The sequence below is a fragment of the Bacillus cereus group sp. N21 genome, assembly GCF_016483395.1.
In the GTDB taxonomy this organism is placed as follows: domain Bacteria; phylum Bacillota; class Bacilli; order Bacillales; family Bacillaceae_G; genus Bacillus_A; species Bacillus_A pseudomycoides.
In genome coordinates, this window is record NZ_JAEHBX010000068.1 from 1 (window position 1) to 24,540 (window position 24,540).

Here is a 24,540-nt window from a genome sequence, read left to right on the forward strand (position 1 = left end):
TTGTTGCTGCTTTTTCTTCATCCCACCCAAGTGATAACCTCTTAATATATGTGTTGTAAGGTACTCCGTTTTCTTCAGCAAGATTTGCGTAATACTCATGATTTCTTTTTTCTTTAACTGGAATTGTTGCTGCTTCATATAACGAATATCCTTTAGATCTTCTATAAGAAAATAGTGGTTGACTAATACCATTTTGAACCGCTACTTGAGCCATTCCACGATGCCTTCCTGGACCTCTTCCTCCAATCGGTTTCGTAATCGCCTTTTGTATACTCCATCCATGGTCAATTCTTCGATTAACATTCTTTTTGCTAATTCCATTTTCCAGTGCTAAATCATAATCATCGTTAGTTGGAACTTCTTTGTATTTCATAGCTGTTCTCCTTTCTTAATCCATTTAGTGACTACATACCCTATTTCCATAATTAGGTTTCAAAGTAGCCGCTTTTACATGGTCCTCCCATTTCAGATGTAAAATTCTCGCCTGTAATGTCCTCTTGTTTATGCCGTTCTTTTCTGCTAACGCATATAGTTTCTCAGATATAACTCTATTTTTATGTCCCCTTCTAGCTGACTCTCTAGCTGTTAATTTAGGTGTTATAGCGGCTTCTTTTGGATCCCATTTATAATCATGAACCCTCTTGTAAAACAATGGATATGGAATGCCGTTTTCTTTCGCCATATCTGCGTATTCCTTATATTTCTTTTTTATCGTTTCTTTAACTGGCTCAGTGATTGCTCTTTCACGATCCCATCCACCAATAATCCTCATCTCTGCCGTTTTCACATGAATACCGTTTTTTTCTGCAATGTCCCTTTCTTCCCATGTTAAAACTGGTCTGTATTTCATAACCATTCCCCTTTCTTAATCCAATGCCATGATTTCAGCTAACGTCCTATCTGAAATATAAGTATCTATAATCTGAATCCGTCCGTACTTCTCTTTAGCCATTCCTACGGCTTCGCTCTCTGACTTCGCCTCAAACCAGCGGAGCTTCCATTTTTCGTCCTTGTCGTAAAACTCAACTGAATACGTTATGACGCTTGTATCACGCTGTAAGAACCGTTCCGCCGTGCTTTTTGCTGAATAATCGAAACTTCCCACTACATCTTCAAGTGTTAGTTGTTTCATGCCCCTACGCCTAATTTCTCTTGCATTTGTAATTGATAAGCCATTTCCAGTCTTGTCATTACTTCCTGGCGCTTTCTGTCCACTTCCTCAGGACTTAGGTTCCCTGCCGCACAAATACATGGTGCAAATTGATAACAGCCGTTCCCTTGGTCGTTCCTGATTACTCCAGTTCCTTCACATGCACACATCTTAATTCCCCCTTTTTATTTTTAAACTGCAGCTTCTTCTTTTTGTTGAGACTCCTTATTTAACTCTTGTCCCATTTGCATTAGCAGATCTCGGAAATGAGTGAAATCTCCTCTATTGTCATATCCAGCAGAATACGTATAGATTCTTGATTTCCCTAGATTATGAGCTTGATATTTCTGATACTGTTTAGCTTCGTCTAGAATGAAGAAGAACGCTACGTTTTCCCATTCTTTTTCTACCCAAGCCATATCGTAATTTTCTATTCCGTAATGCTTAAAATAATCATCGAAATCCCCAATGAATCGCTCTTCTCCATCTGTTCCGATAACACGTTCAAATCGCAAATCATCAAATGGTTTTATTTCAATTGGACATTCTTCCTCTATCCACTCATAATGTTCCCTAATCGCTTCTGTTTCTTCGTCATTCCAAGATTCATGATCTTCATCTACGCAAAACTTTAAATGATCTGGGTCAAAATACGCTGAAATATCTTCACTATATGGAATGAATCGATTTCTTTTCTTCTGAACAACATGTAAAGCATCGCATGTGCATCTATTGTCATCCGCTCCAGAATGTTGCTTTTTATTAAATAATTTCAAAAACTCAACCTGTTTTTCTGTTAATTCAACTGTTACCTTTGCCATTTCTTATTCCCCCTTTTTGAAATTTCGTAATCTATAATTATCGCCAAACATTTCTAGCATTGCTGCATTCTCCATCATTCTGCTAAAATCTCGTTCCCCGTACATTTCTGCTAATTGGTCCACATTGAAGTTTGTTGTAAATAAGGTACTCTTACCAATCCGGCTATCTACGATTTCGTTTGTCTTCGTTTGCTTCCAAGTAACGCCTTCTTTATCTTTTTCCGTGAACTCTGCTCCGAAATCATCGATAATAAGAACGTCCACTTTAGCAAGGAGTGCCATAAGTTTGTCCTCTGTTAATTCACTATTTTTATTCCATGTAGATTTGATTTTGGTAAATAACTTATTCATTTGAATGAACATTGCGCTATATCCACGTTTCATTAATTCCTTTGTAGCAGCCACACATAAATGACTTTTTCCTACCCCATAATCTCCAGTTATAATCATGCTCGTTGGATCTTCTTTGCTGTATGTAGAAACGAAATTCATGATTGTCTCTTTTGCATCCGCTAAATCCTTTGTGGGTGGTACATAGTTATCAAAAGTAGCCTTCTTCAATTTGTCGTTGATTAGACTGTTGTCTGCGAATGAATCGTATAAACTAATGACTTGGTTCCTTTTTTGTATTACAAGCGTTTCCTGAGCTAACTGAACGTCCTGAGGAGCGATTTCTTTGCAATGCCAGCAATAAGCTCTGTTATTTTCATCAAGGAACTTTTTACGTCTACATAAATCACATCTTTCACTTGCGACCTTTGGTAAAGTCATATTTGTTGATGAAGCTACTATTTTTGCTAGTGCTTGCATTAGAACCCGCTCCTTTTATTTTTTCGTTTAAGTAACCTTCGAATTTAGTCCCAAACAATGTTTCTGGTCGTAAGTACTGGTTCATATTCGAATCAGTAAGCCATTGTGCTGTTTTAATATCAATAACTTGTTTAAAATCATCTATTGTAAAGCCGTCTTTAAACCTAGCTTTGATTAAGGTTCTTGTTTTGGCTGTTTTATGTTTAAAGGATTTACCTATTTTTTCATTCAGATAAGAAACGATATCCTCATAAGGAATTAGCGACTGATTGTCGTCTTCGTCAGAAGAGGACATAGTATTATTTTGTTTATCAGTATTTGGTTTATTAATACTTAGTTCTTTAGTACTTAGTAGCAGTGGATTTTCCACTAATGGTTTGTCCACTAGTGGTTTTTCCATTTGTGGATTTTCCACTAGTGGATATTCCCCTTGTGGAACTTCATATATAATCATTTCCCATCTAGCAATCTTTCCTTTTTCGTTCTTCACAGGAAATCTTTTTACGTATCCATGTTCCTTTAATTCTTTTATGCCGGATTTAAGACTATCTAATTTGTCTTTTGAATGAGTAGCGACTTCTTCCATATAAAAGACCCAGTCATCAGGAAGTGAAAGGATATATGCCAGGATCCCTTTAGCCTTCCAAGTTAAGCGTTCGTCACGAAGCCCTGTATTATTAATTGTTGTGTAGTTTTTGTCTTTACTTACTCTAAAAGTTGCCACTTAGTTCACCTTCTTCATCCAACATTCGTAGCTGACATTATCCACGTAGCCGATTGTTCTAAATTCATGTTTCCCTTGAAAACTTCTACCACTTTGCTCATAAAATTTACCGTTCTTATAAACTGGCTTGATTGGTGTTAGGAAATCAAAACCTCGTTCAATTAAATCGTTTGTAGCTATTAACATTTCCTTTTGCGTTTGTCTTCTCACAGGTATCTTAAACATCAACCTCACACCTTTCGCATTTTGCTATACCGTCATTAACTTCCAAAACCTTATATCCGGGATAACGCTTTGGTATGCGATTGATATACCTGCAAGCGTTCCTCTTAATCTCTTGTTCTGTTTTTGCATCCTCGTAAACCCATGCCGGGAGGACGACATTTGATGTAATTTGATGGTTCAGCATGGGTTTTCATCTCCTTAGTTTGCTTTTTTGTATTGATCTTCCCAACCGATTAATGTTTCTATTGCTTTAGAAGCAATTTGTGGGCTAATATCCGTTAAACTATCCGTTCCAATTTTGCTTTTTAATGTATCCTCAATTGTTAATTTCTCCGCTTTAGAAATGACTGCTACATGCGCTATTTTTGCGTGTATCATCTTCATTTGCTTTTCGGACGCTTTACCATTACCGCCGCTGTTTCCGTTACCTTGTGGTTTGTTTGAAGCTTGTCCACCCTCGCTACCTTGACCAGCACCATTCCCATCATCATCGCTTTCTGATGCAATTCCTAATATCGCTGACAAGCTATATCGACGACCATATGTGATTGCTGATCCAGCTCCTTGAGCAGTATAATTTTTGGATCCACCTTTTCCTAATTGATAAGCAGGGAGTACTAACGGTTCGCTTTCCATCCATTCTCCACTCTCATGCATCAACAACGTTTTGATTACAATGTTTTCTCCTTCGCTACCAGTTGATTGATTAACAGCGAGACCGTATTTAGCTAATATCGGTTTCACTTCATTAATAACAACATCTAACGGACTATATTTACTACGAAATTGAGGATTTACTTGTGTTGTTTTAGGGTTATTAACTTCACCTTGAAATTTTGCGAATGCCGAAAATATTTCTTTAGTAGTTTCGCTCATTTTCATAATTCGTCTCTCCAATTCTCTCCGTTTATAACTCGTCCAATCGTTGAATTACTAACGCTGTATTTTTCTGCTAGAAATTTCTTTTGACAATTCGTTTCTTGATATTCTTTTCTTATTTTCCTAGCCGTTTCTAAATCTAATTTACTTCTCCCGTTGTCTGAACCCATTCGTGGTTTCAATAGACCTTTTAATTTAGCATGTTTCATATTAGAAGATCTGGTTACCTTTTCTAAATTACTTATATGATTATTGGTTTTGTCACCATCGATATGATTGATTTCAAACCCCTTAGCATCTTCAATGAAGGATTCATAAACTAACCTGTGAACCAGACAACTAATTGACCGTTTTTCCTTCTTATTCCATAAATTCATCCTATGGTACCCATCTTGATTCACTTGTTTTTTCTTTATCTTTTCGGTTACTTTATGCCTAATAAAACCTGTATTACTAACTTCATAATTTTCTTCAAACCCTTTTACATCAACCCATTGTTCATTGTGATTCATCGAATCCGAATCCCTTCACTCTGACGTAATGTAATTCCATCCCACTGCATTCCATCTTTAACCGCTGCAAGTAGTGACTTCTTATCGACCTTTGCTGGTTGTGGAACCATGTATTCCGGAGGAACAGTTGCATCTTCTGCGATGTCTAAACTTGCCGGGTTCTTTTGAATTCCAACTGTTACGATTGTTCCTTTAATCCGTTTCATTTCAACTGCTGTCATTTGTTGATACAAGTAATCTTTTAAGTTCTTACAATTGTTTTCTATCGCCTTTCTACGGTCTGCTAGGCGCTTTTCTTCTGCTTTAATTGCATCCACATCAGCTTCAAGGTTACGAATCACTAATGCTGTATTTTGCGCTTTATCTTGAATACTTTCTTCAATCGCTTGTAATGTATCTTCCAATGCTGATGGATCTACGCCATCCTCAATCATCATTTGTAGTTCACGGTAATTATTTGTTAAGTCATAAAGTTTCATAGTTTATTCCTCCTAGAACGGCATTTCGCCATGTGGTTTATTTGTTAAAACTGTGATTACATAGTCAAGATCTATCTTTTTCACACTGTCACTTTCTTTATCGGACATTTGCTTCAAAGTTTCGATTGCACGTTCTATTTGTCTATCCTGGCAATTGATGTTATTCATTACGATCACCTTGTTCTTTCAGTTCTTCTAATCTGCTTGTCCAAAAGAAAACTTGATACTCCGCATAATTCAATTCGTAGTCATTACGATACTTTTCTTCTTCCTCTTCAATACTTTCAAGAAACTCAACGAGTTTATCTATTTTTTGTTTGTCTGTATTTATCCAATAAGAATCAATGACTTCTTTTAGCTCAAAGGCTATATCTAACGCGCTATCATCTTCATTGATATAGTCTTTATCTTCGCTAATAAGATATGAACATTTGATTTCTTGTTCCTTGACCATGTCTTTTAACCTTTCTGGGAAGATAAAGAAATATCTAACACTCACATCAGACGCGTTTAACATGTTGTAATTACCTACATTTCTTACTACTGTCACGAAATCTTTTACTGGTTTATTCATTTACTATTCCTCCTTGTTTTTAGGAGAAAACATTTGGTATAATGTAAGTAGAAGTTTTTACATTTGTTTTCTCCAAACCGGTTCAGGGGTGAACCGGTTTTTTATTTTGTTTTAAGATAGTAACCATTATCTAAATCTGTTAAAATTTAGTTACCGATATGTGTTACAACTGGCCTGTGCTTCTGTACGGGCTTTTTTAATGCTAGTTTTTAACTAGCGGATACATTGTCCTCACTCCTTTCTGATGCTTTGAGCATCGAAACATCCAGAAACCGTTGTTTAGGTGGGGGGCACCAATCACTTTAGGTTTTTATGTAGTTTCTAGACATTTCGACAAGCAAAGCTTGCCCATTTTTGTAAAATTGTGGTATTATTGATTTGTAAGGTTGATAATTCGACTTTACCCTTATGAGCCTTGAGCCTTCACACTCAAGGCTCGTCCCTATTTAGCTAGAGTTATATACTTGTATGTTTCCTCAACCTTATCTGCGCTGTTATGTACTTCTCTATCTCTCAAATCCTTTATGATCCACAAGATTTTCTCTCGTTCGTCTTCATCTCGTTGCTCTTTTGTCATCACTTCACATCCTTCGTCCACCGTTTGATAGGCTTGTCCAATAAAACTACCAGTGATATTAAACTGCATATCGTTAACGCCAGGATGAATAGTGATAGTGGGTTGTCCATCATTTACATCGCCTCCTGATAAATGTTTTTTAAATCTTCATCATTTATTCGTGAATCTTGTCCACTTCTGTAATCAGCAGTGTGCGGATATCACATTCCAGTTCTTCGTTTTTCTCCAACATATCGATTAGCTCTTCTACAGATGCTGAATACAAATCATGGTTGTTTTTGTGCATTTCCTCCAACATATCGTCACGCTGAATCATTAACGATGTAGCTACCTCATCTAAATGCTTCAACAAATCACTAAACAATTTTGCTTTCAATACTGTGTTCATGCTTACATTTGCCATTGTTGTTCCTCCCTTATATAGCCTCATTAATATTTACTTGATAACGGATTGCCATTTCTTTCACTATCGCTAAGTAAATCTCTAATAAACGTTTTTCTTCGCCGATGATATCTAGATTAGAAACTTTATCAATTTTCGATTTCGAAACTCCTTCTAATGCCATGCTCTTTTTCTTGTTGTTCACACGAATACTCAATTTCGCACTAGCTCTTTGTTCTAAGATTTCGTAACTTTCATTGCGAATCTTACGGTACATTTCAAATCCACCCTGTTTGCGAGCGATTTTGTTTAAGATCGTAGTTGTATCTTTTCGCCAATCAGTCGAATTAAGAGCTACTATTTCGCTAATGTTGTCTACCTTCTGCTCTAACTTCTTTTGATTTAATTCTTGAGTAGCTAATGTTGTGAACAGAGTTTGAAACATTTGAAGTTCTGGACTTAGTTGCGAAGTGTCAAATTGTTTTGTGATCCTATAGTATTCATCCACCAATATTTCATAAGCTTCCCAAGCTTCATCTGTATTGAGTGACTTTGCATGCAACCATGCTCCTTTTTCTGTCCATATATAAAGTTTTGTAGCGAATTTTAGCTGTTCATCTTTTTGATGAATGGCTTTGAAGTCTTTAAGCTCTTCGCCTTGAAGTAAAAAGAAATGCTTACCTTCTGTATATCTTTCTTTATTTCGATTGAAGTTATTGCTGATTGTTTTCACGTCAGTCCCATAAGACTCAGCTAGTTGTGATGTAGTTAATACGCGTTGGTTTTCTTTTTCAATTACTTGTAATTGATTCATTTCCGTTCCTCCTATCGTTTACTTGAGGTAAACATAATTTTAAAAAAATTTGACTACCTATAGTTAACTTATTTCTAAAAGTTCATCTGTTGATACCTTATATAACTTTGACAACTTTCCTAATTTATCAAGGCTAGGCTGTCGATAACCCAATTCCATTTGGCAGTAAGATCCTTTTGTACATTCTAGGTGTTTAGCTACTTCTTCTTGACTATAACCTAGCTGTAAACGTATCTGTTTAGCCTTTTGCGTATTTAATTTCGCCATGTTAATCACCTTTATTCGTTTCGTTGATTTGATTATATAACACTGTTTACCTAAAGTAAACATATAATTTTAAAAAAATCATAAAATAAAAATAAAAGTTGTCTTTGAGTAAACTTTTCTGTTACATTTTATATGAGGAAACTACTTTTATAGTAGTTCAACTAAAGGGGAGTTTTAATATGGTAGAGAATATAATTGGAATTCGCGTAAAAGAAATAAGGAATAGCTTAGGGATGAGTCAACAAACTTTTGCTGATACTATAGAAGTAAGTAAAGGCATGGTATCGCTGATTGAATCAGGAAAGAAAAAACCTTCAAGAGATACAGTAGCTAAGATCGCAAACTTAGGAAAAACTTCAGCAGATTATGTAATTGGATTGTCTGATTATAAAAACTTAGATGAAAGTCAGTCTTCCGAAGTCAAAACTGAATTACATGATATGATTAGTAAAATCGAAAAACTCGACGAAGATAAACAAAAACTTATTTTGAATATGATTAAAGGTGCAGTAAACAGTCTAGACGATTGATAGCAACGTTACGCTAACAATCGTCTATTTTTTATTTAAACTTCCTCTTGGAATTGATTTAACTGATCCATAACTGCTTGCAATGCTAAAAGGGCATTTTCATCCCCACCCTTTGCTTTATTAAGTAATAACTCTAATTCTGTGTATTTCTCCATCCCCGACATCCTCCATCCAATATCTTCATAGTAGTTTGTGAATCTTTCACAATGATTGAACTTCTTCTCATTTTTTCAAAAAGTTCAATAGCCCCAAAAATGACGAATGACGTCTTCTGCAAGAGAAGACGTCATTCTTTATATATCTATTAAATTAGATCCCTGTTCCAGGGTCCATAAACATAATTACATTTGATGATTCTTTAGCAACTTGTTTCGGTTGCTCTTTATTGTCAGCAGGAGCAAATAAAAATCCGCCAGCTAACGCTACGCTTGTGATTAGCGATAGTACTTTTTTCATTTAGCATCACCCAACTAAATTATAGCATTTTTGGGACAATATGCCTAGGTGTTTCTTTGGTAAATATGAATAAAAGATGTTCGAATTTCGTTCAAACAAATCAAGAGCTTTACATAAAATTTCTTGGTCGTTTCCTTTTGCGATACCCAGATATGTTAACCCAAAAGCACTAAGAAATCCCTGTTCATTCAAAATTTCATTTAGTATTTGTATTGCCTTTTCATTATTACCCTTTTGGATTTCTAGGTAAGCTGTTTCGACTTTCTCAACAGGATTAATGTTATGCAAATCGACTTTCCAGTGGATTTTTAAAAAAGCAATTGTATTCAAAATCATGTTTCTTCTCTTATTCATTTGCTCTTTTGGGCCTTTATCTATAATCCTTATAGCTTTTCGTAAGCAAGTTAATGACTTCGAGTAGTTTGTAAAAATATATGACTCGCCTAAGACCCCAAATGCAGTGGCTCTGAAAATAGGAAAATACTTTTCCGAACACTCATCATTAATAATTTCATGACATACTCTTCTTAACTCCCCAATTTCTGAACATGTTAAGAGCCCATAAATAATAGCTTCTTGGATTTTGAACTTCAAAAAGTCTTTGGTGTATCCATCTTTTAAATCTTCTGCCTTTTGATGAAGTTCTTTAGATAAGCGTATCATCGATTTATAATTCTTTTGATCATACCTCACATGAAGCAACACAATTCCACTCAACACTTCCATTTCAAGAGTTTTCGTTTTAAAACTTTCCGTTTTCTCTTGATATTCTTTCAATAAATCATCGCCAGATAATTCACCTTTATATCTCAAATAAAATAACTTACATATAGTTGCCCATTCGTAGTATTTTCCTTTTAATTCTGATTCTACAAGTTCATTTAAAATTTCTAATTCGCCGTGTGATAACAAATAATACATCGTTATCCGTTTGTTACCAGGTCTTGATATACATTTAGAATACTTAGAACAAAACTCTCTTCTAGTATGGATTTCATCTGGATAAATTTCTTTCAACATCTCTCCATATTTATTAAAAGGCAACTGATGTTTCCCTTTTAAAAATCGTGACAGTGTTGCACCGTCAATTTTCATTTTACCCACCATTTTGGTACGATTGATATTCTTACTATCCATATCATCAGAAAGTTTAGCTAATATTTTTTGCACAACATTTGTCCTCCTTGTTGGACAAAAAAAGACACGTAAACCCCAATTTCTTACATATAAAGGAAAACGTGTCACTCTCACTCTGAGTTGTGTTATAATAGGTATGTACAAGATCCGCGACAATGTTCCCTAGACTGGTTAGGGGGCAGTGTGAGAGGTGCGACCAACACCTCTTACACCGTGGGTCTTTTTCTTTACGTCCGTTTTTAGTTATTATCATAATAACACAAATTTCCCAATATTCGGTCATGGAGTTATCAGATAAATATTGAGAAAGTTTGAGAAACGCTATATATCAACGTTTCTCATGTTTTACGGAATTAAATATGAAATTATGCATGTTTTGTAATTCAAGAACCCATATGAATATTTTACCACCAATTCGATAAAAAGAGAACATAAGTTCTTATTTTTATTTTCATAATGGTTAATAATTAATCATTATACTATAAACGACAATAAATCTATCATTTATAGTATATCGATATTCCTATAACTATACTAATAGTATGAAAACTTTAGGTGAAACTTTAAAAAAACTTAGGAAAAGTCGTTCGCTTAGACAAGCTGATTTGGCTCATGAACTAAACCTTAGTCGTAGCCAAATTAACAACTATGAAAATGGCTTTTCTGAACCAGACCTTACAACCTTATTTCGTCTCTCCTCCTTCTTTAACGTGTCGTTAGATGCGCTTATCGGGCGCACTGATGCTACTGATGATGAAAGACTACATAATACTCTGATTGGCGTTCAAAAAACGTATGCGGCGTTATCTGAAAGCCAAAGAAAGAATTTTTGCAAACAACTCGATCATTATGTGAGATTTTTGGGTGAATGCGATGATCTGTTGTGATTTGATTTCATTTTAGAAGAAATCTTTTCCAATATCCATCGGTAAAATTTTACATAGTATTACCAATTATACCATTTTTTTATTTGAGAGCTTTGGCTCTCTTTTTTTATTTCGTTCGACGAAATCTGACAGAATAGTTGTAACTGAATCTGTTATGATAGTTTCGGAAATCTTACATTTTACATAATTGGAGGAAACAAAATGTATAAAAAAATGGGTACACTAGCTATATCTGGAGCACTTGCTTTTAGTTTATCTGCATGTGGAGAAACAGAAGAAACTGCAAAAAAGGTATCGAATGATACTAAAACAGAACAAACAACTGAAAAGAAAGAAGAGAAAAAAGAATTTAAAGTTGGCGAAACAATTAAACTTGGAGACCACAAATTAACTGTTACAAATGTTGAAAAGTCTCCAGGTGGGGAATTCGATAAACCTAAAGAAGGTCATGAATTTTTAATCGCTAATGTAACTATAGAAAATGGTGGTAAGGAAGAAATAAGTTATAACCCTTTCGATTTTAGCTTACAAAACAGTCAAGGTAATATTGTAGATCAAGCGTTCACTACGGTTAACCAAGATACTGTATTGAATTCTGGGAAACTTGCACCAAGCGGAAAAATTTCTGGAACTATCGCTTTCGAATCAAAACAAGGAGATCCTAAACTTCAATTAATTTTCAAACCAAATTTCTTATCCAAAAAAGAAATTCGAGTAAATCTTCAATAACATTTTAGAAATGGAGTTATAATTATGAAACGAACAACTGAATTTGTATTAGGACTAATCGGAGGTATTTTCGGTATCCTATGTGCATTCCTTGTTATATTTTTTGGCGGTCTTGGATCTGCTTTTGAAGCTGATGGAGCAAATCAATTGATGACTCAAGGGTCGATTGCTGTTTTATTATCTATTTTAGGAATTGTCGGAAGTGTAATTGTTAAAGGTAAAGTCAAAATTGGTGGGGCTATGATGACAGTCGCTGCAATTGGTGGATTTATCTGCGTTTCAGCATTTTATATCTTACCAGGAGTTTTATTATTAATTGGTGGACTTATGGGGCTTTTACGCAAAGATAAAACTGCTGCATCTGTATAATATCAGCACTCGAAAGGGTGCTTTTCATTTTCTCAATAACCAATATAGATAAATATGGTAAAATGGTTGTTGGATGGGAATTCAATATATATTATTAAAAGTAGAGTGGTTCAAGTCGGAGAAAGGCACCTTAGGGTGTCTTTTTTTCTTTTTTTTGGTATAAACTTATTTATTTTCTCAATATAAATAATAAATAGGCATGATAAAATTTATAATAAACTATACCGTTTTACTTACAAAGGAAGGTGACAGAATATGAATAAAAATCACTTATGGATAGCGTTAATTCTAAGTTTATTAGTAGTTGCACCATTCAATTGGTTTTTGCATAGTACTTCTTTATTCATAGTAATTGTTGGAATGATTATTAAGTTTTCATTGTATTTCTTAGGTATATTATTAGCGCTACGTCTTATACAATATTTAAAAGATAAATTAAGTTATGAGAAACAAATTATTGAACTTTTAAAAGAAATTAAAGAAGTACAGAATAAGCAGAATCAATAATTCTTAAATATAATTTACGATAAAATAAAAAACAGAGAACTAGTCAATATTTCTAGTTCTCTGTTTTTTATTTTTGTTAATGAGTGATGTTTGAATCTTCCCATGCGCTATCGTTTCCGACACGAATATATAAATATTGAGTACTTGATCCGGCACCTGTTTCAAGATATTTAAAATTCACTCCACCATATGCTGAATATCCTGAGCTCTCCCAAGTTCTAAAAACGCCCTCACCTTGTATATCAAAATCTCCTCCTGGAGCGTCTATATCGATACCGTAAACTCTGTCAAGTTTATCGTATGCGCCATTGTGATTGCAATAATCCACTTTATAAGATACATCGAAATGACTATATTTATTACGATATACCGTTGCTCCTTGTACACAAGAATAGCCTGAACCACTTGACCAAGTTCCTCCACTAATACTACCTTGTGGTCCTGTAATTCCTTTTAGATCCTCTTTTTTGGGCTGTACTTCATTCCCTTTTTCATCAAAAAATTTCGCTTCGCTATAGTCAATTCCAGATACTTCTTTTGAACCATCTGGATATGTTGTAACAGTAGTTGTATCATTTATTTTTTCTTTTTTTGCTAACGCTGCTTTTTCAGGGTTAATATTATCAAGCATTTCTCCCTTGTTCACTTTTTCTATCAATCTCTCTTGAACTTTTTGCTCACTGTAATTCTCTTTAATATCTTTAATTTGATACCCTTTTTGAACCTGTAAGGCATTTGAATCACCTTTCGCAGTATCCATCGTACTTGCAAAAGATGAAGGCGTGAATATACCAATAGATAAAGATAGTGTAAGTAAACCCGTTACAAATTTGCTTTTTAAATTCATTGTTCTTCCTCCCTTTTAAATACAAATTATAAAACATCCCCAAATCTAAAAAACTATTCTTCCGCCCCTTCCTATTTGTTAATAAATTACAATCAAAGCATAACTCACATAGTCGTTTTTGTGAATATTCAGAATTATTTATAAATTCTTTTCTGAATATTGAATTTTTTTACAGTGTTTCTTTTTTATTCAAATTTAAAAAAGCCCCCACACATTGTACGAGGGCTAAGCGTAAACCTTTTAGTTGGATGAACAACCTCATCATAATACATTCATCCTCCACTAGCAAAACAGCAAAATCTTATTTTCCTCTTAATAAAACACAGCTTGCTTATATAATTTCACGTACTACATCTGATTGATAAAACCAATTTCGGAAATAGGGTATAGTCTAACAGTCCACCACCAAAATAAAAACCCCCTAAATAGGAGGTTAGTACTAAGAAGACACATATAATCTAATGCTTTAAGAGACAGACTAGGTAACACTTTTATTTTGGTTAATAAACAAAATAACTAGTGCTTTAAAGAACACACCAGGTAACACTTTTACATTTGTTTTAACAAACTATATAAATGTTTTCTTGAAATCCCTATCTCTTTAGCTAATGCGCTTTTATTTATTTTAGGATTACTTTCTAACAACGACTTAATCTTTTCTAACTTTTCATCTTTCTTTTTCCGCTCATTCTCTAAATAAGTCGATCGTTCAACAATGCCATCTTTTCTTCTCTTTTTTACTAACCTTTTATACTTTTCTTCAGAATCAATTAACGTATCCATGACTTCAAGTTCTTCTTCTGTCAGTTTAATATCTAGCTTTTTAAAAATCGTTTCTGTTTTCATTGGTTTTATTAAACCGAATGGTAATCCTTGTTTACTGAAGTTATTCGCCGAAAAAGCATCAAAAAACGCGATTGCATCTTTGTACGCATCTTTTGCTGTTCGTTCTATTTCTTTTCGTTTCTGTGGTTCTTTGAACTTATTGTTTAACTGAAACGTCATTTCGAGCGTCGCTGCTTGGTTTTTAACGATTAAAGCGGTTGTAAAGGCATAAATGTATGTCATGTCGTGCCTATGCTCTATTTCTCCGTTTCTGAGCGTTACAATCTTCTCTAGATCGGATTTCCTTTTTGTATTCAAACTATAAAGGTTCATCACGCCTTTTTGACTCGGAAGAGTTGAAATTGACCCCTTTTTACGTGTTGCGGTGCGCTTTGGTTGTCTCTTCTTCTCTAAAGGCGGCACATATTCATATAACTCTTGTAATTCATGCTCACGTCTTGTCCAAATTTCAAGGCCTATTTGCTTTCCAGTTTTACTATGAGTCGTATACGGCATACGTAAAACCCTTGAAAGGTCGCTGCATGATCCATCGGCTCCTAATGGCATTAACATCTTTATGAAATGATTCGTTATGTATTGAGATAGAAACGCCATTTGTGGGGCAGCTCCACCTTGTACGGTGTAAATCAACTGCATTCCTCTTCCGTACATAACAAGATTTGGACATGGTAACATTCCTTCAGCAATACAATCTTGTAAATTTCGAATCACGTACTCTTTTGAAATGTCTAACTTATAAAAATCTAAATCTACGCCAATATTTCTTATTTGCCTTAAATCCACCGCTTTCCTACTTCCGAATGTAAAACTATTCAGAGATAGATAAACGTCCTTATTTGAAGGATTAGACATATTTGAAAGAGTTTTAACGTCGTTCGTGCCTATCCATAATTGTTTTTTCTCACTACCACTTAAATCTAATACTGCTATGTATCCACTTTTTTTATGTTCTGATAGGTAGCACTCATGCCACTCATCAATAAACGCTTCCTGCGACTTCCGTATCGCTAAAGACATAAGAAATAGCCTCCTTATTCAAATAAAAGGAAGCTACACAAGACATTTTTTTGCTTTACCTGTCTGTTTCTTTTTGCTATTATAAAGACAGACATTAAGTTTGTTCTGTGTAGCTCACGCTAATAGAACAACATTATTACCTTGTGTAACTTATTGGAGGGTTTATTCTCAAACTTTGGTCGGGGAGAGAATAGGCCCTTTGTCCATTTATTCGATTAATTTCTACATCAATTGTAATACAAGATTCATAGAGATACAAGGATAGGAAGATGAGCGCGAAGCTTGTCTTCTTTTTTGTTTATTTATTAAGGGATTTTGACGAAGACAAGGATTCTCATTACATCAGCACGAATGTTATAACGCGAGGGAGATGAGATAATGGGCGGAAACAATCAACTTATCTATTCAAGCAAAGACGTCGCTGCTATATTAAAAATCCAAGAGTCAACACTCCGTAAATATTGCATTATGTTAGAAGAGGTTGGATACAAATTTCATAAGAATGAGCTTGGGCATCGTGGTTTTCTTAACGATGACGTTGTAGCACTAAAAACACTTGCTGATATAAAGTCACACCCTAATATGACGCTAAAACAGGCTTGTAACGCAGTGATGACCTGGTTACATAATGAAAATATAGCAGACTCTGATACAACGATATTACGACACGAAGAACAAAACGAAGAACGTCATATCGAGGGGTTTAACGAATTAAAAGAAATGATTCAGCAGCAGAATGAATTATTAAAACAAATGGCGAAGAAATTAGATGAGCAGCAGCAGTATATTGATGAGAAATTAGAAAAACGAGATCAATTACTGATGCAAACCATTAGAGAAACGCAGGAGCAAAAAGCACTTTTAGAAACAGCAGCAACAAATAAGAAACCTTGGTGGAGATTCTGGTAATGAGTCTCCATTTTCGTTTGTGTAAAACCCTAATTCGACTCTAATTGAAGTTTTTTTGAGCTTTGTGTGCGTGAAATAATAATTGACCGATGAAAATTTCGGCATTAAAATCAACTTAGAGTTAAATTAAACTCAAATAAAACTCGGGGAGAGATTTAAATGGACTTATTAGAAATCAAAACTTATTCAATTGACTTAGGTAATGGATACACGAAGAGAATCGTTAATGGAGAGTGTATTGTAGAGGCTTCTGTAATCGCTGATGTAGAGAGTTATTTTAGTGATGATGTAGACGTTACAACACTCCAATTAAGTGAAGGAGAAGCTTATTTCACTGGTGACGATGTTGGTATTTTAGGTTTAAAACCAATATCTGCTCTTGGCGAACATGATATGGATCGCTATGAAACTCCTGAATTCAAGAAGATGTTTTTCGGATTCCTAGCTAAGGACTTCAAACAAGATGTTACTATCGAACGTTTAGTAACTGGACTTCCAGTGCAACACTTTAAAGCAAAAGGTAAGATCGTTGAAGAGTTATTAAAAGGACGTACAGTCATCAAAGTTAACAATAATGATATTATCGTCGATATTAAAAACGTATCAATTATCCCTCAACCGATCGGTACATACTTACATCTAGTAGCTAAAAAATCAGTTACTCCAAATAAAGACTTAACATTGATTGTTGATTGTGGACATGGAACACTTGATGTAACTGAGTTAAAAGGAAAAACAATCGTAAAGCGTGCTGGTAACAATGAAGGCGCTAAAGAAGCTTATATCAATATTTACAACACGTTAGTTGAAGAGTACGGTTCATTAAAAGACCTAACTATCTCTAACATCCAGAACATCTTATTAGATGGCTTACTTGTAAGTGGTAGCCGTATCAATGTGAGAGCTAAAGCAGAAGTGCAAAAGATTCTTAAAAAGCATTTCAATAGCATCTTTACATTCCTACAAGATAATAAATTTGATTTAAGATCATATGACAAAGTTGTATTTACAGGCGGGATTGTGCATTTATATAACGATTACTTTGGAGAACGCGCAGAAGCTAACTTCTTGGTAGTGGAAGATGGCCAAACAGCAAACGCACGCGGATACCATGAATATGGAAAGGCGATGACTGCGAAGTGAAAGAACGATTGCAAGTCTATTATGATCCAGAAGTAGATGTTCAAGTGAATCAGCTAATTAAAACATTCGAACAGACAGGCAAAGGGAAACGTGGTTATACTACTGATAAAATCAAAGAATGTTTAAAGGTTTATCAGGTTTTAGCGGAGCGTTGTGGAACTTCAGAGCCTATGGACGTACTCTTGCACTACATTGACAGCAGCGAGAGTAAGGGATTACATCGTGAGGAAAACCGCGGTCTTCTTAAAACGAGTAATATTGCTGTCGAAAAAGATGCAGTGGAAATGAAAAAGGTTTCCGATGAAGTTGATAATAGTGTTGCTGATTTACTTGGTGACGGTGGAGAATTCGAATTTGGTGACAATATTTAAGTCCTGGTAAAGCAGGACTTTTTTTATAAAAATAGAGATAAGGGGAGAAATCCATGGCAGTAACAGGGGAATGTGCTTTATGTAAAAAAGAATCTGAATTAAAACTTAGTCATATTATTCCTAAGTTTGTTTTCCGGAATTTTAAGAAAGATTCTTTTACTGGTAGATTCAGAACTGCATCAGAACCGAATCGTCCATTACAAGATGGTAAAAAAGAATATTTATTATGTGGAGAGTGCGAAGGCCTTTTCAATTCCGATGAAACACGTTTCTCGAATAAAATCTTTATTCCCTTTAAAGAAAGTGGTTTTAAATCGTTAATAAAATATGATGGGAATTGGCTTAGTCGTTTTATCACTTCTGTAAATTGGAGAGTTTTATATCTAGATATAAAAAAAATCGAAAATGAACAAGATCATGAAACCCAGTTAACTCCAGATATTTTAAATGTTTTAACAAACGCTGAAGAAATAATGCGTTTATATCTGTTAAATAAACGATTAAATTTAGGGGATTTAGAAAATCATATATTTTTTTTCGATGAAGTAGAATCAAAAAGTGGTATTGAAAACCCATACGCTCTATTCCATGGTACTGTGTTTGCATCTACCGTTATAAGAATCCACGATAAAACAGATGTTATGTATGTGGTTTCTAATTTATTGGGAGCTCTTATTGTTACAATAATAAAAAAACATCCTAATGAAAGATGGCGTAATACTTTTGTGAAAAATGAATCTGGTAAAATTAAACCGCCACAAACTCTAGATAGTCCTGTTGCTGCTGAATTGATAAAGGTTCAAGAATTACGAGAAAAATATAAAAAGGGTTTATCGCCTAGACAAAGAGAACAGATTCAAGAGAAAATAGAAAAAAACCCTGAAGGATTTATGAATAGTGGTACTTTCAAAAGAATTATGCTAGATCGAAATTTAAATTAGTGATAAATGTAAAAATCCCTATCAGCCCTATCTGTGAAGGGCTTTTTAGTCTATATTATTATATGATTACATAACATAGATATTGCCTGTTAACCTTGTAACTCTTCCCAATTTCTTCCGTGCGATTGGGTGTACTGTTTAGTTAGGAAAGAGTTACTGTATATATAAAATAAAAAAAGTAACCCTTTAATCCAGGGTTACTTCCTCATTTGTTCTTTACTTTTCAAAACATCCTCTTTAAAAAATAGTCGATCTCGAACCATTTCTTTGATTGGTTTTATTTTTTCTTTTTTTATCATGTTGTTAAGATTCTGCCTTGAACATCCAAGGATGAACATGATTTCTGGATATAATTAGAAATTAATCTTACAATTCCCTTCTTGAATTGGTATGATTTACCTAATTAAAGGGGGGGAGATTTTTGAGTTTAAATATGTATCTAGGAGAAGTACATACCCAAACGCAAAGTATGAACGCTGTATGTACCGCTACCATTCAAGGCATGGAACAAGCTATTCAGTCGATTGATGCTTTTGCAATTGATACTGCTCTACAAGGACAAACATATAGCAGTGCAAAAGCATTCTTTACAGAAACTTTTCGTCCTTTAGCACAAGGAATCATTTACTTATGTGAGGAATTGATTCGTCAGAATGATGCCTTTCCAAGCCAATTTCAATCAAAGGTAGCTTCAACGGATGTAATCGAACAAGAAATATTAGAACAAATTCAAGAAATTGACCGAATGAAAACAAGTATGGAAGCCGTCAGTCAAGCTATGCCAATCCCGGGTATGGACGCTATGGCGAATCTTTTTACTGTCATGAGGAAAAAACTGCAAGAAAAGTTAGATCATCTATATGAATTTAATCAAACGTCTAGCAATAACTATAGTACAGCAATTCAATTAGTAGCTAGCATTGCTACAGGCCTTGCAGAAGTCCAAAGTGGAAAAGGTTTTAGTCCTACAAGTGGTACATTTAGTACACAAGGGTTGAATATGGAATGGGCGGCTTCTATTCAGGCGATTGAAGAAGATAGGAAGCGTCAGGCTGATAATTCAATTGAAGAAGGTGCAATGTGCGGTAAACTTCCGCCTAAATCTGACTTCGAGAAAGCTTGGGAAAGAGATAAAAAGGATCTAATTGATGCATGGACTGGCATTTCTACTGGTTTTGTAGATGGTGCTGAAGATGCATGGGAAGGATTCGTAGCTTTAGGTGATAAAGAAACCTGGTTGAATATGCGGGATGCGATTGTAAACTACGACGAAACTCTTCCTGCAATGTGGAATGCTTTTTCAGATTCGTTTATAAATAATTTTTGGAATGGGGATATGGAAAGCAGAATGCATTACGCTGCCTATGGTATAACATCATTAGGAGTGGGCTTACTTGGTGATAAAGGTCTTAGTAAAGCAGGACAAGTAGGGAAAGTAGCAGTCGTTACAGGCTTTACAAAAGGAAAGTCGCTGATAACTAATTCCTCTGCATACAGAAATGCATTACATATATTAAATAACTATGAATTCAAGCCTGGAAATCATTTCGCATATACAGGAGTTGGGAGTATTCAACAATATATACAGAAGGCGGCTCCATATACTTACGAAGGCCCGAATGGTCCAAAGACAATTAGATTGAGAAAAGGTGAATTAGCAGGAGATAAGCATCCAGTTACAGGTATACCATATGATGCTGATGGATTCCCTATTTTTGAACCTATAGAAGAAGTAAGACTAAAAGAAGAAGATTTCAAGAAAACACGACCAACACATGATAGAATATGCAGTAAGCTATTATATGAAAAAATAATGAAAGACCCTAAACTAGCTTCAAAATTTACAGAAGAAGAAATAGAACTATTTAAAGAGGGGGAAGTACCTGACAGGTTTACATGGCATCACCATCAAGACACAGGACGCATGCAACTTGTAGATTCTTTACCGCATGGGAAAACTGGACATACAGGTGGATACAAAATTTGGGGAAAAGATAGTGATAAATAAGGAGGATTATGTATGAATAAGGTGACTTGGATTGGAGTAAGTAAAAAAGAAATTACTGATAAAGAAATTCAGCAAGTAGAACAATATTTTGATATTAAATTTCCTATTGATTTTGTTGAATGTGTGAAGAAATACGATGGTGGTTATCCTCGTCCGAAGATATTTGACATACCCGAACAAGATGAAAATGTTTTCAATAACTTGTTAACTTTCGATTTAGAAAGCGAATACTCAATTATTCAAAGATATGAGAGTATAAAAGACAGATTAGTAGATAAAGTATATCCTTTTGGAAGAGATTCATTTGGAAACTTCTTATGTTTTGATTATCGAAATACCCCCGAAGCACCGACGGTTGTATTTTGGGAACATGAGGAAGAAGAAATAGAAAAAGCAATTTATCCTGTTTGTTCATCTTTTACAGAATTACTTAATAGCTTGCGCGATTTTGAAGACGAAGAATAAAAGAAAAAAAGAAGAACGCCTTGTAGTGAGGGTAAACGTTCTTCTTTTACTGTAAATTCACTTAAATTTCTTTTGCTACAATGCCTCCACCGTTTCCATGCGTATTAGAAGGCGAACCACCATCACCTCTATTATCGGCAGGTGAAGGAGTATCACCTATATTTAATGTTAAATCAGGTCTTTGTGGTGCGGGTGTGTCACCTTTGTTTAATGTCGAAAATCCTGGAATGTTGTTAACACTAAAAGTCATAATTCCAGCTAACGCTAATCCTGTTATTGTTAATCCAATCTTTTTCATTACTTTAACGCCCCTTTAGCTAATAGTTTTTTTCTTGCTTCATTACTAATGTAGAAATATTTACTAGCCTTCGCATGATTTTCCTCTGCATAAAATTTATTCGCTAGTCGTTCTGCATATTCTTCAATACAATCCCATAATTCTTCTTTTTTAAAGTATGAAACTCCTGCTAATACAGCAGTTTCTAACTCTGTAGTGTTAGATGTGTTGTTAATTTCTCTTAGAATTGTAAAACGGTATTGATATTCCTTATTCCCTAATTCATTGCAGATAGTTAAACCCTTTTCAATGAGCTGAGATGCAATTTCTGTTTCACCTAATTTTAAATTTTCATCTGCTTGTAAATATAGGGCTTTAAAATGATTTGGTATGTTTTCTGTAACTTCTGATAAGTGACGAATTGCTAAAGAAGACAGATTTTGATTTGCATACAATAGTCCGATGTTATTTCTAACACGTAGTAACAATGTTCTTTCATTTTTATTTTTTAGAATATCTATGGCGGCGTTAAGGTTTTCTTCGGCTTGTTCAAATTGTCTTAAATCTATACAAGATAACCCAAAAATGTTATCACATAAAGCTACATTCATTTCATAGCCCGCATGTTTAGAAAATATATCTTTTGCTACTCGTATGTGGTCAATAGCTAAAAGCGGTTTATAGATTTGATAGTAACATGAAGCTAAACGATAATTAAATTCAGCTTTCTCTAATTCATTAGGTACATACATTAAAAAATTTTCAGCTTTCTCAAAATGTTCTTTTGCTTCATTGTAGTCTGCAAGAATGGTGCTGTGAATTGCTTTGAAGAAGTGATGATAATAGGATAGAAAGCTGTTATCAGGTATATCAAAGGAGTTAATTTCATTAAAATCATCTTTTGTAATGTTAAGTCCACCTGTTAGTACTTTATATCTAAAATTTAATAATGAATAATATAGTAGTAGGTTTTCGTCTTCTTTTATACTAGAAAGTTTGTCTTCAATTTCTTGTTTGAGTTGTTTTGCTTTTTCTACTTGTTGTCGCAACATTGATTGATACCAAGTATCTAATATTTGCTTGATTTGCTCTTTAGTTATTATATGTGCGCTCATAACAAGCCATCCCCCTTATTCTATCTATAATTATCTAAATATTACCATAATTCTACGAAGTAAAGACGGAATTCCTTCTTTGAAGATGGTTGATAAATTAAATACAGAATATTCTTTTTATTATAAGCGAGCCTAGTAAAACCATAGTTTTAAGATGTCATTAGATAAAAAAAGGTCGAACTAGATTATTTCTCTAATTCGACCTTTTTTTATTGCGTACATTACTTATTAAACCGAGAATCCAACTGTTAATAATAATTAAGATAAAAATAAAAAAACCGCCCAATTAAGGACGGCTCTTGTTTTTACTTCACATATACATAAGCTTCATTTGCTGTTACATAGTATGTTTTACCTTTGCTGTTGTGTACTTTGTACTGAGTTGAACCATTGACATTTACCTTTGCATCAATTGCAAATCCTAATCCTGCATCTAAAGTGCCAGCGACATCTTTATCTGCCCAGGAAGCAGAGTCATAGAAACGTAGGTTGTCTACTTTAGAAACAACACGCTTTCCTACAATCGGATTAACTGGCTCTTTCTTCTCAAACTTGATGTAAGAAGGATTGTTATATACCCACTGATTACCACCAAGGTTTAGCCATCCATCTTTCTCGCCCCAAACTTGGTATGCTTCCGGTTTGTTTAGTTGACGAATAACAGAATAGCTTGCATTCGGGCCTTTGCGTAGATTTATATTATTACCTTGAATGTATGCAACTCCTTCAACGTTTGCAGTTGGTACTTCTGCTGGTTTAGATGGTTTATCTGGAACAGAAACTTCAACACTAGAATTATTGTATGCACGTTGTACATCAGCACGGAATTGCGCTTCAGATACACCATGAATACGTAAATAATCAAGTGGGTCTTCGTGATCTGTACCACCAAGGTACTTTGTAACATCATAGTGAGTCCACAATCCTTTTTCTACAGATAATCCGCGGTCACGTAAAATTTTAGCTAGTAGCTTCACGTATTTGTCATATGAACGTTTAAATTTATCATAATCTGCAGTTTCGCAAAGCTCTACATGTACAAAACGTTTATTCGCGCCAGGTCCACCACCGTAAGCAATGTATTTTGTATCAGCAATTTGGATTGTTTCATTCCAATCGACTGCATAATGAACGAAAGCGTTACGCCATGTACGAGTTTCATACTTTTGAATATTAATAGCTGGAGCTTCTGGAGTTGCCGTTGAATGAGCTACAACGCCTTCGTAAGCCCCTACGCCATAACGATAAGGTTGTTTTGGTAAATCAGAAATAATAAGCGTTCTATCAGCAAAAGCCCCTGTAGTAAAGCTGAACAGGAGCAAAGAAGTCATAAATACAGTAGAAGCTAGTTTAATTGTTTTTTTCATTTATTATCAACGTCCTTTTTCGTAATTTTAGAGTGATCGTATAACCCACTAGCTGATAAACCGATGATGATTCCCTGGAACACGTTCATTTTTATATCAAATGGCAAAAATAAAACGCCTAGCAGAATGCCAAGCGTTAAATTAAGCAACGGAATATATTTAGTTTGTAAGCCAAGCATTTTCGCCACTTGTGATAAAGCTACAACAACCGCAATTATTACACTGACTTCGACCAATTTATACACCTCCTTTCAATAACAGTCCAATAAGTGCCGTTACAATCGCACCGATTATGATGCGGAGAATCCATGTGGTATTGGCACTGATCTTATCAAGTTGCTTATTTATATTAACGATGTCTTTTTCGTTCCCTAAAGTACGAGACTCTAAGTTTCGAATGTCATC

At 34.6% G+C, this 24,540-nt stretch carries 37 protein-coding genes and 1 pseudogene; 11 read left to right on the forward strand and 27 right to left on the reverse strand.

The annotated features are described in order from the left end of the window. The 16 genes from JDS96_RS24970 to JDS96_RS25050 form a co-directional block, all read right to left on the reverse strand. The coding region (locus JDS96_RS24970) for a hypothetical protein (RefSeq protein WP_199668365.1) at positions 1 to 373 on the reverse strand (373 nt) is incomplete at its 3' end. A gap of 24 nt (positions 374 to 397) precedes the next feature. Then, positions 398 to 850, reverse strand: a complete 453-nt coding sequence (locus JDS96_RS24975) for a hypothetical protein (protein ID WP_199668366.1) — start codon at positions 848 to 850, stop codon at positions 398 to 400. A gap of 15 nt (positions 851 to 865) precedes the next feature. After that, a complete protein-coding gene (locus JDS96_RS24980) occupies positions 866 to 1,132 on the reverse strand; it encodes a hypothetical protein (RefSeq protein ID WP_199668367.1) in 267 nt (88 codons plus the stop codon). Next, on the reverse strand, positions 1,129 to 1,320 hold the full coding sequence (locus JDS96_RS24985; RefSeq protein ID WP_199668368.1) for a hypothetical protein: 192 nt from the start codon (positions 1,318 to 1,320) through the stop codon (positions 1,129 to 1,131). The genes JDS96_RS24980 and JDS96_RS24985 overlap by 4 nt, the downstream gene beginning before the upstream one ends. Positions 1,321 to 1,341: 21 nt before the next feature. Beyond that, a complete protein-coding gene (locus JDS96_RS24990; RefSeq protein WP_199668369.1) occupies positions 1,342 to 1,971 on the reverse strand; it encodes a hypothetical protein in 630 nt (209 codons plus the stop codon). A gap of 3 nt (positions 1,972 to 1,974) precedes the next feature. Further along, on the reverse strand, positions 1,975 to 2,781 hold the full coding sequence (locus JDS96_RS24995) for an ATP-binding protein (RefSeq protein WP_199668370.1): 807 nt from the start codon (positions 2,779 to 2,781) through the stop codon (positions 1,975 to 1,977). Further along, positions 2,717 to 3,505, reverse strand: a complete 789-nt coding sequence (locus JDS96_RS25000; protein ID WP_199668371.1) for a conserved phage C-terminal domain-containing protein — start codon at positions 3,503 to 3,505, stop codon at positions 2,717 to 2,719. Before JDS96_RS25000 ends, JDS96_RS24995 begins: the two co-directional genes overlap by 65 nt. Further along, the gene (locus JDS96_RS25005; RefSeq protein WP_018767906.1) at positions 3,506 to 3,730 is read right to left on the reverse strand and encodes a hypothetical protein; all 225 of its coding nucleotides are present in this window, start codon (positions 3,728 to 3,730) and stop codon (positions 3,506 to 3,508) included. It lies immediately after the preceding gene. Positions 3,731 to 3,928: 198 nt separating this feature from the next. Then, positions 3,929 to 4,612, reverse strand: coding sequence for an ERF family protein (locus tag JDS96_RS25010; RefSeq protein ID WP_199668372.1), 684 nt, complete (start codon positions 4,610 to 4,612; stop codon positions 3,929 to 3,931). Continuing rightward, a complete protein-coding gene (locus JDS96_RS25015; RefSeq protein WP_199668373.1) occupies positions 4,609 to 5,121 on the reverse strand; it encodes an NUMOD4 motif-containing HNH endonuclease in 513 nt (170 codons plus the stop codon). Before JDS96_RS25015 ends, JDS96_RS25010 begins: the two co-directional genes overlap by 4 nt. Then, on the reverse strand, positions 5,118 to 5,600 hold the full coding sequence (locus tag JDS96_RS25020; protein WP_199668374.1) for a siphovirus Gp157 family protein: 483 nt from the start codon (positions 5,598 to 5,600) through the stop codon (positions 5,118 to 5,120). Before JDS96_RS25020 ends, JDS96_RS25015 begins: the two co-directional genes overlap by 4 nt. Before the next feature lie 160 nt (positions 5,601 to 5,760). Continuing rightward, positions 5,761 to 6,174, reverse strand: coding sequence for a hypothetical protein (locus tag JDS96_RS25030; protein WP_199668376.1), 414 nt, complete (start codon positions 6,172 to 6,174; stop codon positions 5,761 to 5,763). 442 nt (positions 6,175 to 6,616) lie between these two features. Then, a complete protein-coding gene (locus JDS96_RS25035) occupies positions 6,617 to 6,820 on the reverse strand; it encodes a hypothetical protein (RefSeq protein WP_199668397.1) in 204 nt (67 codons plus the stop codon). A gap of 85 nt (positions 6,821 to 6,905) precedes the next feature. Continuing rightward, on the reverse strand, positions 6,906 to 7,154 hold the full coding sequence (locus JDS96_RS25040; protein WP_199668377.1) for a hypothetical protein: 249 nt from the start codon (positions 7,152 to 7,154) through the stop codon (positions 6,906 to 6,908). Positions 7,155 to 7,167: 13 nt separating this feature from the next. Beyond that, the gene (locus tag JDS96_RS25045; RefSeq protein WP_199668378.1) at positions 7,168 to 7,947 is read right to left on the reverse strand and encodes an ORF6N domain-containing protein; all 780 of its coding nucleotides are present in this window, start codon (positions 7,945 to 7,947) and stop codon (positions 7,168 to 7,170) included. A 63-nt stretch (positions 7,948 to 8,010) separates the two neighbouring features. Next, positions 8,011 to 8,214 carry a helix-turn-helix domain-containing protein gene (locus JDS96_RS25050; RefSeq protein WP_097834255.1) on the reverse strand — a complete coding sequence of 68 codons (204 nt, stop codon included), beginning with the start codon at positions 8,212 to 8,214 and terminating at the stop codon, positions 8,011 to 8,013. Positions 8,215 to 8,393: 179 nt separating this feature from the next. Between JDS96_RS25050 and JDS96_RS25055 the strand changes: the two genes are divergently transcribed. Next, entirely contained in the window at positions 8,394 to 8,744 is a 351-nt protein-coding gene (locus tag JDS96_RS25055) for a helix-turn-helix domain-containing protein (RefSeq protein WP_199668379.1), read from the forward strand. Positions 8,745 to 8,779: 35 nt separating this feature from the next. On the opposite strand, the gene JDS96_RS25060 is transcribed toward JDS96_RS25055, so the two are convergent. The 3 genes from JDS96_RS25060 to JDS96_RS25070 form a co-directional block, all read right to left on the reverse strand. Then, the gene (locus JDS96_RS25060) at positions 8,780 to 8,899 is read right to left on the reverse strand and encodes a DNA polymerase III subunit delta' (RefSeq protein WP_242479986.1); all 120 of its coding nucleotides are present in this window, start codon (positions 8,897 to 8,899) and stop codon (positions 8,780 to 8,782) included. Between the two features lie 154 nt (positions 8,900 to 9,053). Continuing rightward, entirely contained in the window at positions 9,054 to 9,200 is a 147-nt protein-coding gene (locus JDS96_RS25065) for a hypothetical protein (protein WP_199668381.1), read from the reverse strand. Between the two features lie 6 nt (positions 9,201 to 9,206). Further along, positions 9,207 to 10,370 (reverse strand): AimR family lysis-lysogeny pheromone receptor, encoded by a 1,164-nt coding sequence (locus JDS96_RS25070; protein ID WP_199668382.1) that lies wholly within the window; start codon positions 10,368 to 10,370, stop codon positions 9,207 to 9,209. Between the two features lie 509 nt (positions 10,371 to 10,879). On the opposite strand from JDS96_RS25070, the gene JDS96_RS25075 reads away from it, so the two are divergent. The 4 genes from JDS96_RS25075 to JDS96_RS25090 all read left to right on the forward strand — a co-directional run bounded on the left by JDS96_RS25075 (position 10,880) and on the right by JDS96_RS25090 (position 12,829). After that, complete coding sequence (locus JDS96_RS25075; RefSeq protein WP_033797195.1) at positions 10,880 to 11,224, forward strand: helix-turn-helix domain-containing protein; 345 nt, start codon at positions 10,880 to 10,882, stop codon at positions 11,222 to 11,224. A 201-nt stretch (positions 11,225 to 11,425) separates the two neighbouring features. Continuing rightward, a complete protein-coding gene (locus JDS96_RS25080) occupies positions 11,426 to 11,953 on the forward strand; it encodes a DUF4352 domain-containing protein (protein WP_003210512.1) in 528 nt (175 codons plus the stop codon). A gap of 24 nt (positions 11,954 to 11,977) precedes the next feature. After that, positions 11,978 to 12,322, forward strand: a complete 345-nt coding sequence (locus JDS96_RS25085; RefSeq protein ID WP_199668383.1) for a DUF4064 domain-containing protein — start codon at positions 11,978 to 11,980, stop codon at positions 12,320 to 12,322. A gap of 255 nt (positions 12,323 to 12,577) precedes the next feature. Then, complete coding sequence (locus JDS96_RS25090; RefSeq protein ID WP_199668384.1) at positions 12,578 to 12,829, forward strand: hypothetical protein; 252 nt, start codon at positions 12,578 to 12,580, stop codon at positions 12,827 to 12,829. A gap of 76 nt (positions 12,830 to 12,905) precedes the next feature. Here the strand turns inward: JDS96_RS25090 and JDS96_RS25095 are convergent, their stop codons facing one another. Continuing rightward, positions 12,906 to 13,676, reverse strand: a complete 771-nt coding sequence (locus tag JDS96_RS25095) for a hypothetical protein (protein WP_199668385.1) — start codon at positions 13,674 to 13,676, stop codon at positions 12,906 to 12,908. Positions 13,677 to 14,225: 549 nt separating this feature from the next. Beyond that, positions 14,226 to 15,539 (reverse strand): AsnC family protein, encoded by a 1,314-nt coding sequence (locus tag JDS96_RS25100; protein WP_199668386.1) that lies wholly within the window; start codon positions 15,537 to 15,539, stop codon positions 14,226 to 14,228. 378 nt (positions 15,540 to 15,917) lie between these two features. Here JDS96_RS25100 and JDS96_RS25105 point away from each other — a divergent pair, with 378 nt between their 5' ends. From JDS96_RS25105 to JDS96_RS25120, 4 genes are all read left to right on the forward strand, one after another. Then, positions 15,918 to 16,448: a DUF3967 domain-containing protein gene (locus tag JDS96_RS25105; protein WP_242479987.1), complete on the forward strand. Its 531-nt coding sequence runs from the start codon at positions 15,918 to 15,920 to the stop codon at positions 16,446 to 16,448. Positions 16,449 to 16,607: 159 nt separating this feature from the next. Further along, positions 16,608 to 17,591 (forward strand): ParM/StbA family protein, encoded by a 984-nt coding sequence (locus JDS96_RS25110; protein WP_199668387.1) that lies wholly within the window; start codon positions 16,608 to 16,610, stop codon positions 17,589 to 17,591. Beyond that, positions 17,588 to 17,962, forward strand: a complete 375-nt coding sequence (locus JDS96_RS25115) for a hypothetical protein (RefSeq protein ID WP_199668388.1) — start codon at positions 17,588 to 17,590, stop codon at positions 17,960 to 17,962. The genes JDS96_RS25110 and JDS96_RS25115 overlap by 4 nt, the downstream gene beginning before the upstream one ends. Before the next feature lie 53 nt (positions 17,963 to 18,015). Further along, complete coding sequence (locus JDS96_RS25120) at positions 18,016 to 18,903, forward strand: hypothetical protein (RefSeq protein ID WP_199668389.1); 888 nt, start codon at positions 18,016 to 18,018, stop codon at positions 18,901 to 18,903. A gap of 197 nt (positions 18,904 to 19,100) precedes the next feature. Here the strand turns inward: JDS96_RS25120 and JDS96_RS32455 are convergent. Next, positions 19,101 to 19,247, reverse strand: a pseudogene (locus JDS96_RS32455) (DNA-binding protein); the annotation flags it as partial. Positions 19,248 to 19,324: 77 nt separating this feature from the next. On the opposite strand from JDS96_RS32455, the gene JDS96_RS25125 reads away from it, so the two are divergent. Beyond that, positions 19,325 to 20,911, forward strand: coding sequence for an HNH endonuclease (locus tag JDS96_RS25125; protein WP_199668390.1), 1,587 nt, complete (start codon positions 19,325 to 19,327; stop codon positions 20,909 to 20,911). 12 nt (positions 20,912 to 20,923) lie between these two features. Next, complete coding sequence (locus JDS96_RS25130; protein WP_199668391.1) at positions 20,924 to 21,376, forward strand: SMI1/KNR4 family protein; 453 nt, start codon at positions 20,924 to 20,926, stop codon at positions 21,374 to 21,376. 61 nt (positions 21,377 to 21,437) lie between these two features. Here JDS96_RS25130 and JDS96_RS25135 read toward each other — a convergent pair whose 3' ends face one another. The 5 genes from JDS96_RS25135 to JDS96_RS25155 form a co-directional block, all read right to left on the reverse strand. Further along, positions 21,438 to 21,674, reverse strand: a complete 237-nt coding sequence (locus JDS96_RS25135; protein WP_199668392.1) for a Phr family secreted Rap phosphatase inhibitor — start codon at positions 21,672 to 21,674, stop codon at positions 21,438 to 21,440. Continuing rightward, positions 21,674 to 22,768 carry a response regulator aspartate phosphatase gene (locus JDS96_RS25140; protein ID WP_199668393.1) on the reverse strand — a complete coding sequence of 365 codons (1,095 nt, stop codon included), beginning with the start codon at positions 22,766 to 22,768 and terminating at the stop codon, positions 21,674 to 21,676. Before JDS96_RS25140 ends, JDS96_RS25135 begins: the two co-directional genes overlap by 1 nt. A 305-nt stretch (positions 22,769 to 23,073) precedes the next feature. After that, on the reverse strand, positions 23,074 to 24,135 hold the full coding sequence (locus JDS96_RS25145) for an N-acetylmuramoyl-L-alanine amidase (RefSeq protein ID WP_199668394.1): 1,062 nt from the start codon (positions 24,133 to 24,135) through the stop codon (positions 23,074 to 23,076). After that, positions 24,132 to 24,314: a holin gene (locus JDS96_RS25150; RefSeq protein ID WP_371400383.1), complete on the reverse strand. Its 183-nt coding sequence runs from the start codon at positions 24,312 to 24,314 to the stop codon at positions 24,132 to 24,134. Before JDS96_RS25150 ends, JDS96_RS25145 begins: the two co-directional genes overlap by 4 nt. Before the next feature lie 58 nt (positions 24,315 to 24,372). Further along, on the reverse strand, positions 24,373 to 24,540 hold a 168-nt coding region (locus JDS96_RS25155), incomplete at its 5' end, for a hemolysin XhlA family protein (RefSeq protein WP_199668395.1).

Excerpts from the sequence above, each read along its gene's own strand:
- JDS96_RS25075 (WP_033797195.1), top strand. The coding sequence starts at position 10,880 with ATGAAAACTTTAGGTGAAACTTTAAAAAAACTTAGGAAAAGTCGTTCG.
- JDS96_RS25140 (WP_199668393.1), bottom strand. The coding sequence starts at position 22,768 with ATGAGCGCACATATAATAACTAAAGAGCAAATCAAGCAAATATTAGAT.
- JDS96_RS25085 (WP_199668383.1), top strand. The coding sequence starts at position 11,978 with ATGAAACGAACAACTGAATTTGTATTAGGACTAATCGGAGGTATTTTC.
- JDS96_RS25150 (WP_371400383.1), bottom strand. The coding sequence starts at position 24,314 with ATGCTTGGCTTACAAACTAAATATATTCCGTTGCTTAATTTAACGCTT.
- JDS96_RS25035 (WP_199668397.1), bottom strand. The coding sequence starts at position 6,820 with ATGCAGTTTAATATCACTGGTAGTTTTATTGGACAAGCCTATCAAACG.
- JDS96_RS24975 (WP_199668366.1), bottom strand. The coding sequence starts at position 850 with ATGAAATACAGACCAGTTTTAACATGGGAAGAAAGGGACATTGCAGAA.
- JDS96_RS25020 (WP_199668374.1), bottom strand. The coding sequence starts at position 5,600 with ATGAAACTTTATGACTTAACAAATAATTACCGTGAACTACAAATGATG.
- JDS96_RS24995 (WP_199668370.1), bottom strand. The coding sequence starts at position 2,781 with ATGCAAGCACTAGCAAAAATAGTAGCTTCATCAACAAATATGACTTTA.
- JDS96_RS25145 (WP_199668394.1), bottom strand. The coding sequence starts at position 24,135 with ATGAAAAAAACAATTAAACTAGCTTCTACTGTATTTATGACTTCTTTG.
- JDS96_RS25040 (WP_199668377.1), bottom strand. The coding sequence starts at position 7,154 with ATGGCAAATGTAAGCATGAACACAGTATTGAAAGCAAAATTGTTTAGT.
- JDS96_RS25095 (WP_199668385.1), bottom strand. The coding sequence starts at position 13,676 with ATGAATTTAAAAAGCAAATTTGTAACGGGTTTACTTACACTATCTTTA.
- JDS96_RS25135 (WP_199668392.1), bottom strand. The coding sequence starts at position 21,674 with ATGAAAAAGATTGGATTAACAATAACAGGATTAGCGTTAGCTGGAATT.
- JDS96_RS25065 (WP_199668381.1), bottom strand. The coding sequence starts at position 9,200 with ATGAAAAAAGTACTATCGCTAATCACAAGCGTAGCGTTAGCTGGCGGA.
- JDS96_RS25005 (WP_018767906.1), bottom strand. The coding sequence starts at position 3,730 with ATGTTTAAGATACCTGTGAGAAGACAAACGCAAAAGGAAATGTTAATA.
- JDS96_RS25120 (WP_199668389.1), top strand. The coding sequence starts at position 18,016 with ATGGCAGTAACAGGGGAATGTGCTTTATGTAAAAAAGAATCTGAATTA.
- JDS96_RS25045 (WP_199668378.1), bottom strand. The coding sequence starts at position 7,947 with ATGAATCAATTACAAGTAATTGAAAAAGAAAACCAACGCGTATTAACT.
- JDS96_RS25105 (WP_242479987.1), top strand. The coding sequence starts at position 15,918 with ATGGGCGGAAACAATCAACTTATCTATTCAAGCAAAGACGTCGCTGCT.
- JDS96_RS25055 (WP_199668379.1), top strand. The coding sequence starts at position 8,394 with ATGGTAGAGAATATAATTGGAATTCGCGTAAAAGAAATAAGGAATAGC.
- JDS96_RS25110 (WP_199668387.1), top strand. The coding sequence starts at position 16,608 with ATGGACTTATTAGAAATCAAAACTTATTCAATTGACTTAGGTAATGGA.
- JDS96_RS25100 (WP_199668386.1), bottom strand. The coding sequence starts at position 15,539 with ATGTCTTTAGCGATACGGAAGTCGCAGGAAGCGTTTATTGATGAGTGG.
- JDS96_RS25050 (WP_097834255.1), bottom strand. The coding sequence starts at position 8,214 with ATGGCGAAATTAAATACGCAAAAGGCTAAACAGATACGTTTACAGCTA.
- JDS96_RS24990 (WP_199668369.1), bottom strand. The coding sequence starts at position 1,971 with ATGGCAAAGGTAACAGTTGAATTAACAGAAAAACAGGTTGAGTTTTTG.
- JDS96_RS25010 (WP_199668372.1), bottom strand. The coding sequence starts at position 4,612 with ATGAAAATGAGCGAAACTACTAAAGAAATATTTTCGGCATTCGCAAAA.
- JDS96_RS24980 (WP_199668367.1), bottom strand. The coding sequence starts at position 1,132 with ATGAAACAACTAACACTTGAAGATGTAGTGGGAAGTTTCGATTATTCA.
- JDS96_RS25015 (WP_199668373.1), bottom strand. The coding sequence starts at position 5,121 with ATGAATCACAATGAACAATGGGTTGATGTAAAAGGGTTTGAAGAAAAT.
- JDS96_RS25030 (WP_199668376.1), bottom strand. The coding sequence starts at position 6,174 with ATGAATAAACCAGTAAAAGATTTCGTGACAGTAGTAAGAAATGTAGGT.
- JDS96_RS24985 (WP_199668368.1), bottom strand. The coding sequence starts at position 1,320 with ATGTGTGCATGTGAAGGAACTGGAGTAATCAGGAACGACCAAGGGAAC.
- JDS96_RS25080 (WP_003210512.1), top strand. The coding sequence starts at position 11,426 with ATGTATAAAAAAATGGGTACACTAGCTATATCTGGAGCACTTGCTTTT.
- JDS96_RS25090 (WP_199668384.1), top strand. The coding sequence starts at position 12,578 with ATGAATAAAAATCACTTATGGATAGCGTTAATTCTAAGTTTATTAGTA.
- JDS96_RS25130 (WP_199668391.1), top strand. The coding sequence starts at position 20,924 with ATGAATAAGGTGACTTGGATTGGAGTAAGTAAAAAAGAAATTACTGAT.
- JDS96_RS25060 (WP_242479986.1), bottom strand. The coding sequence starts at position 8,899 with ATGGAGAAATACACAGAATTAGAGTTATTACTTAATAAAGCAAAGGGT.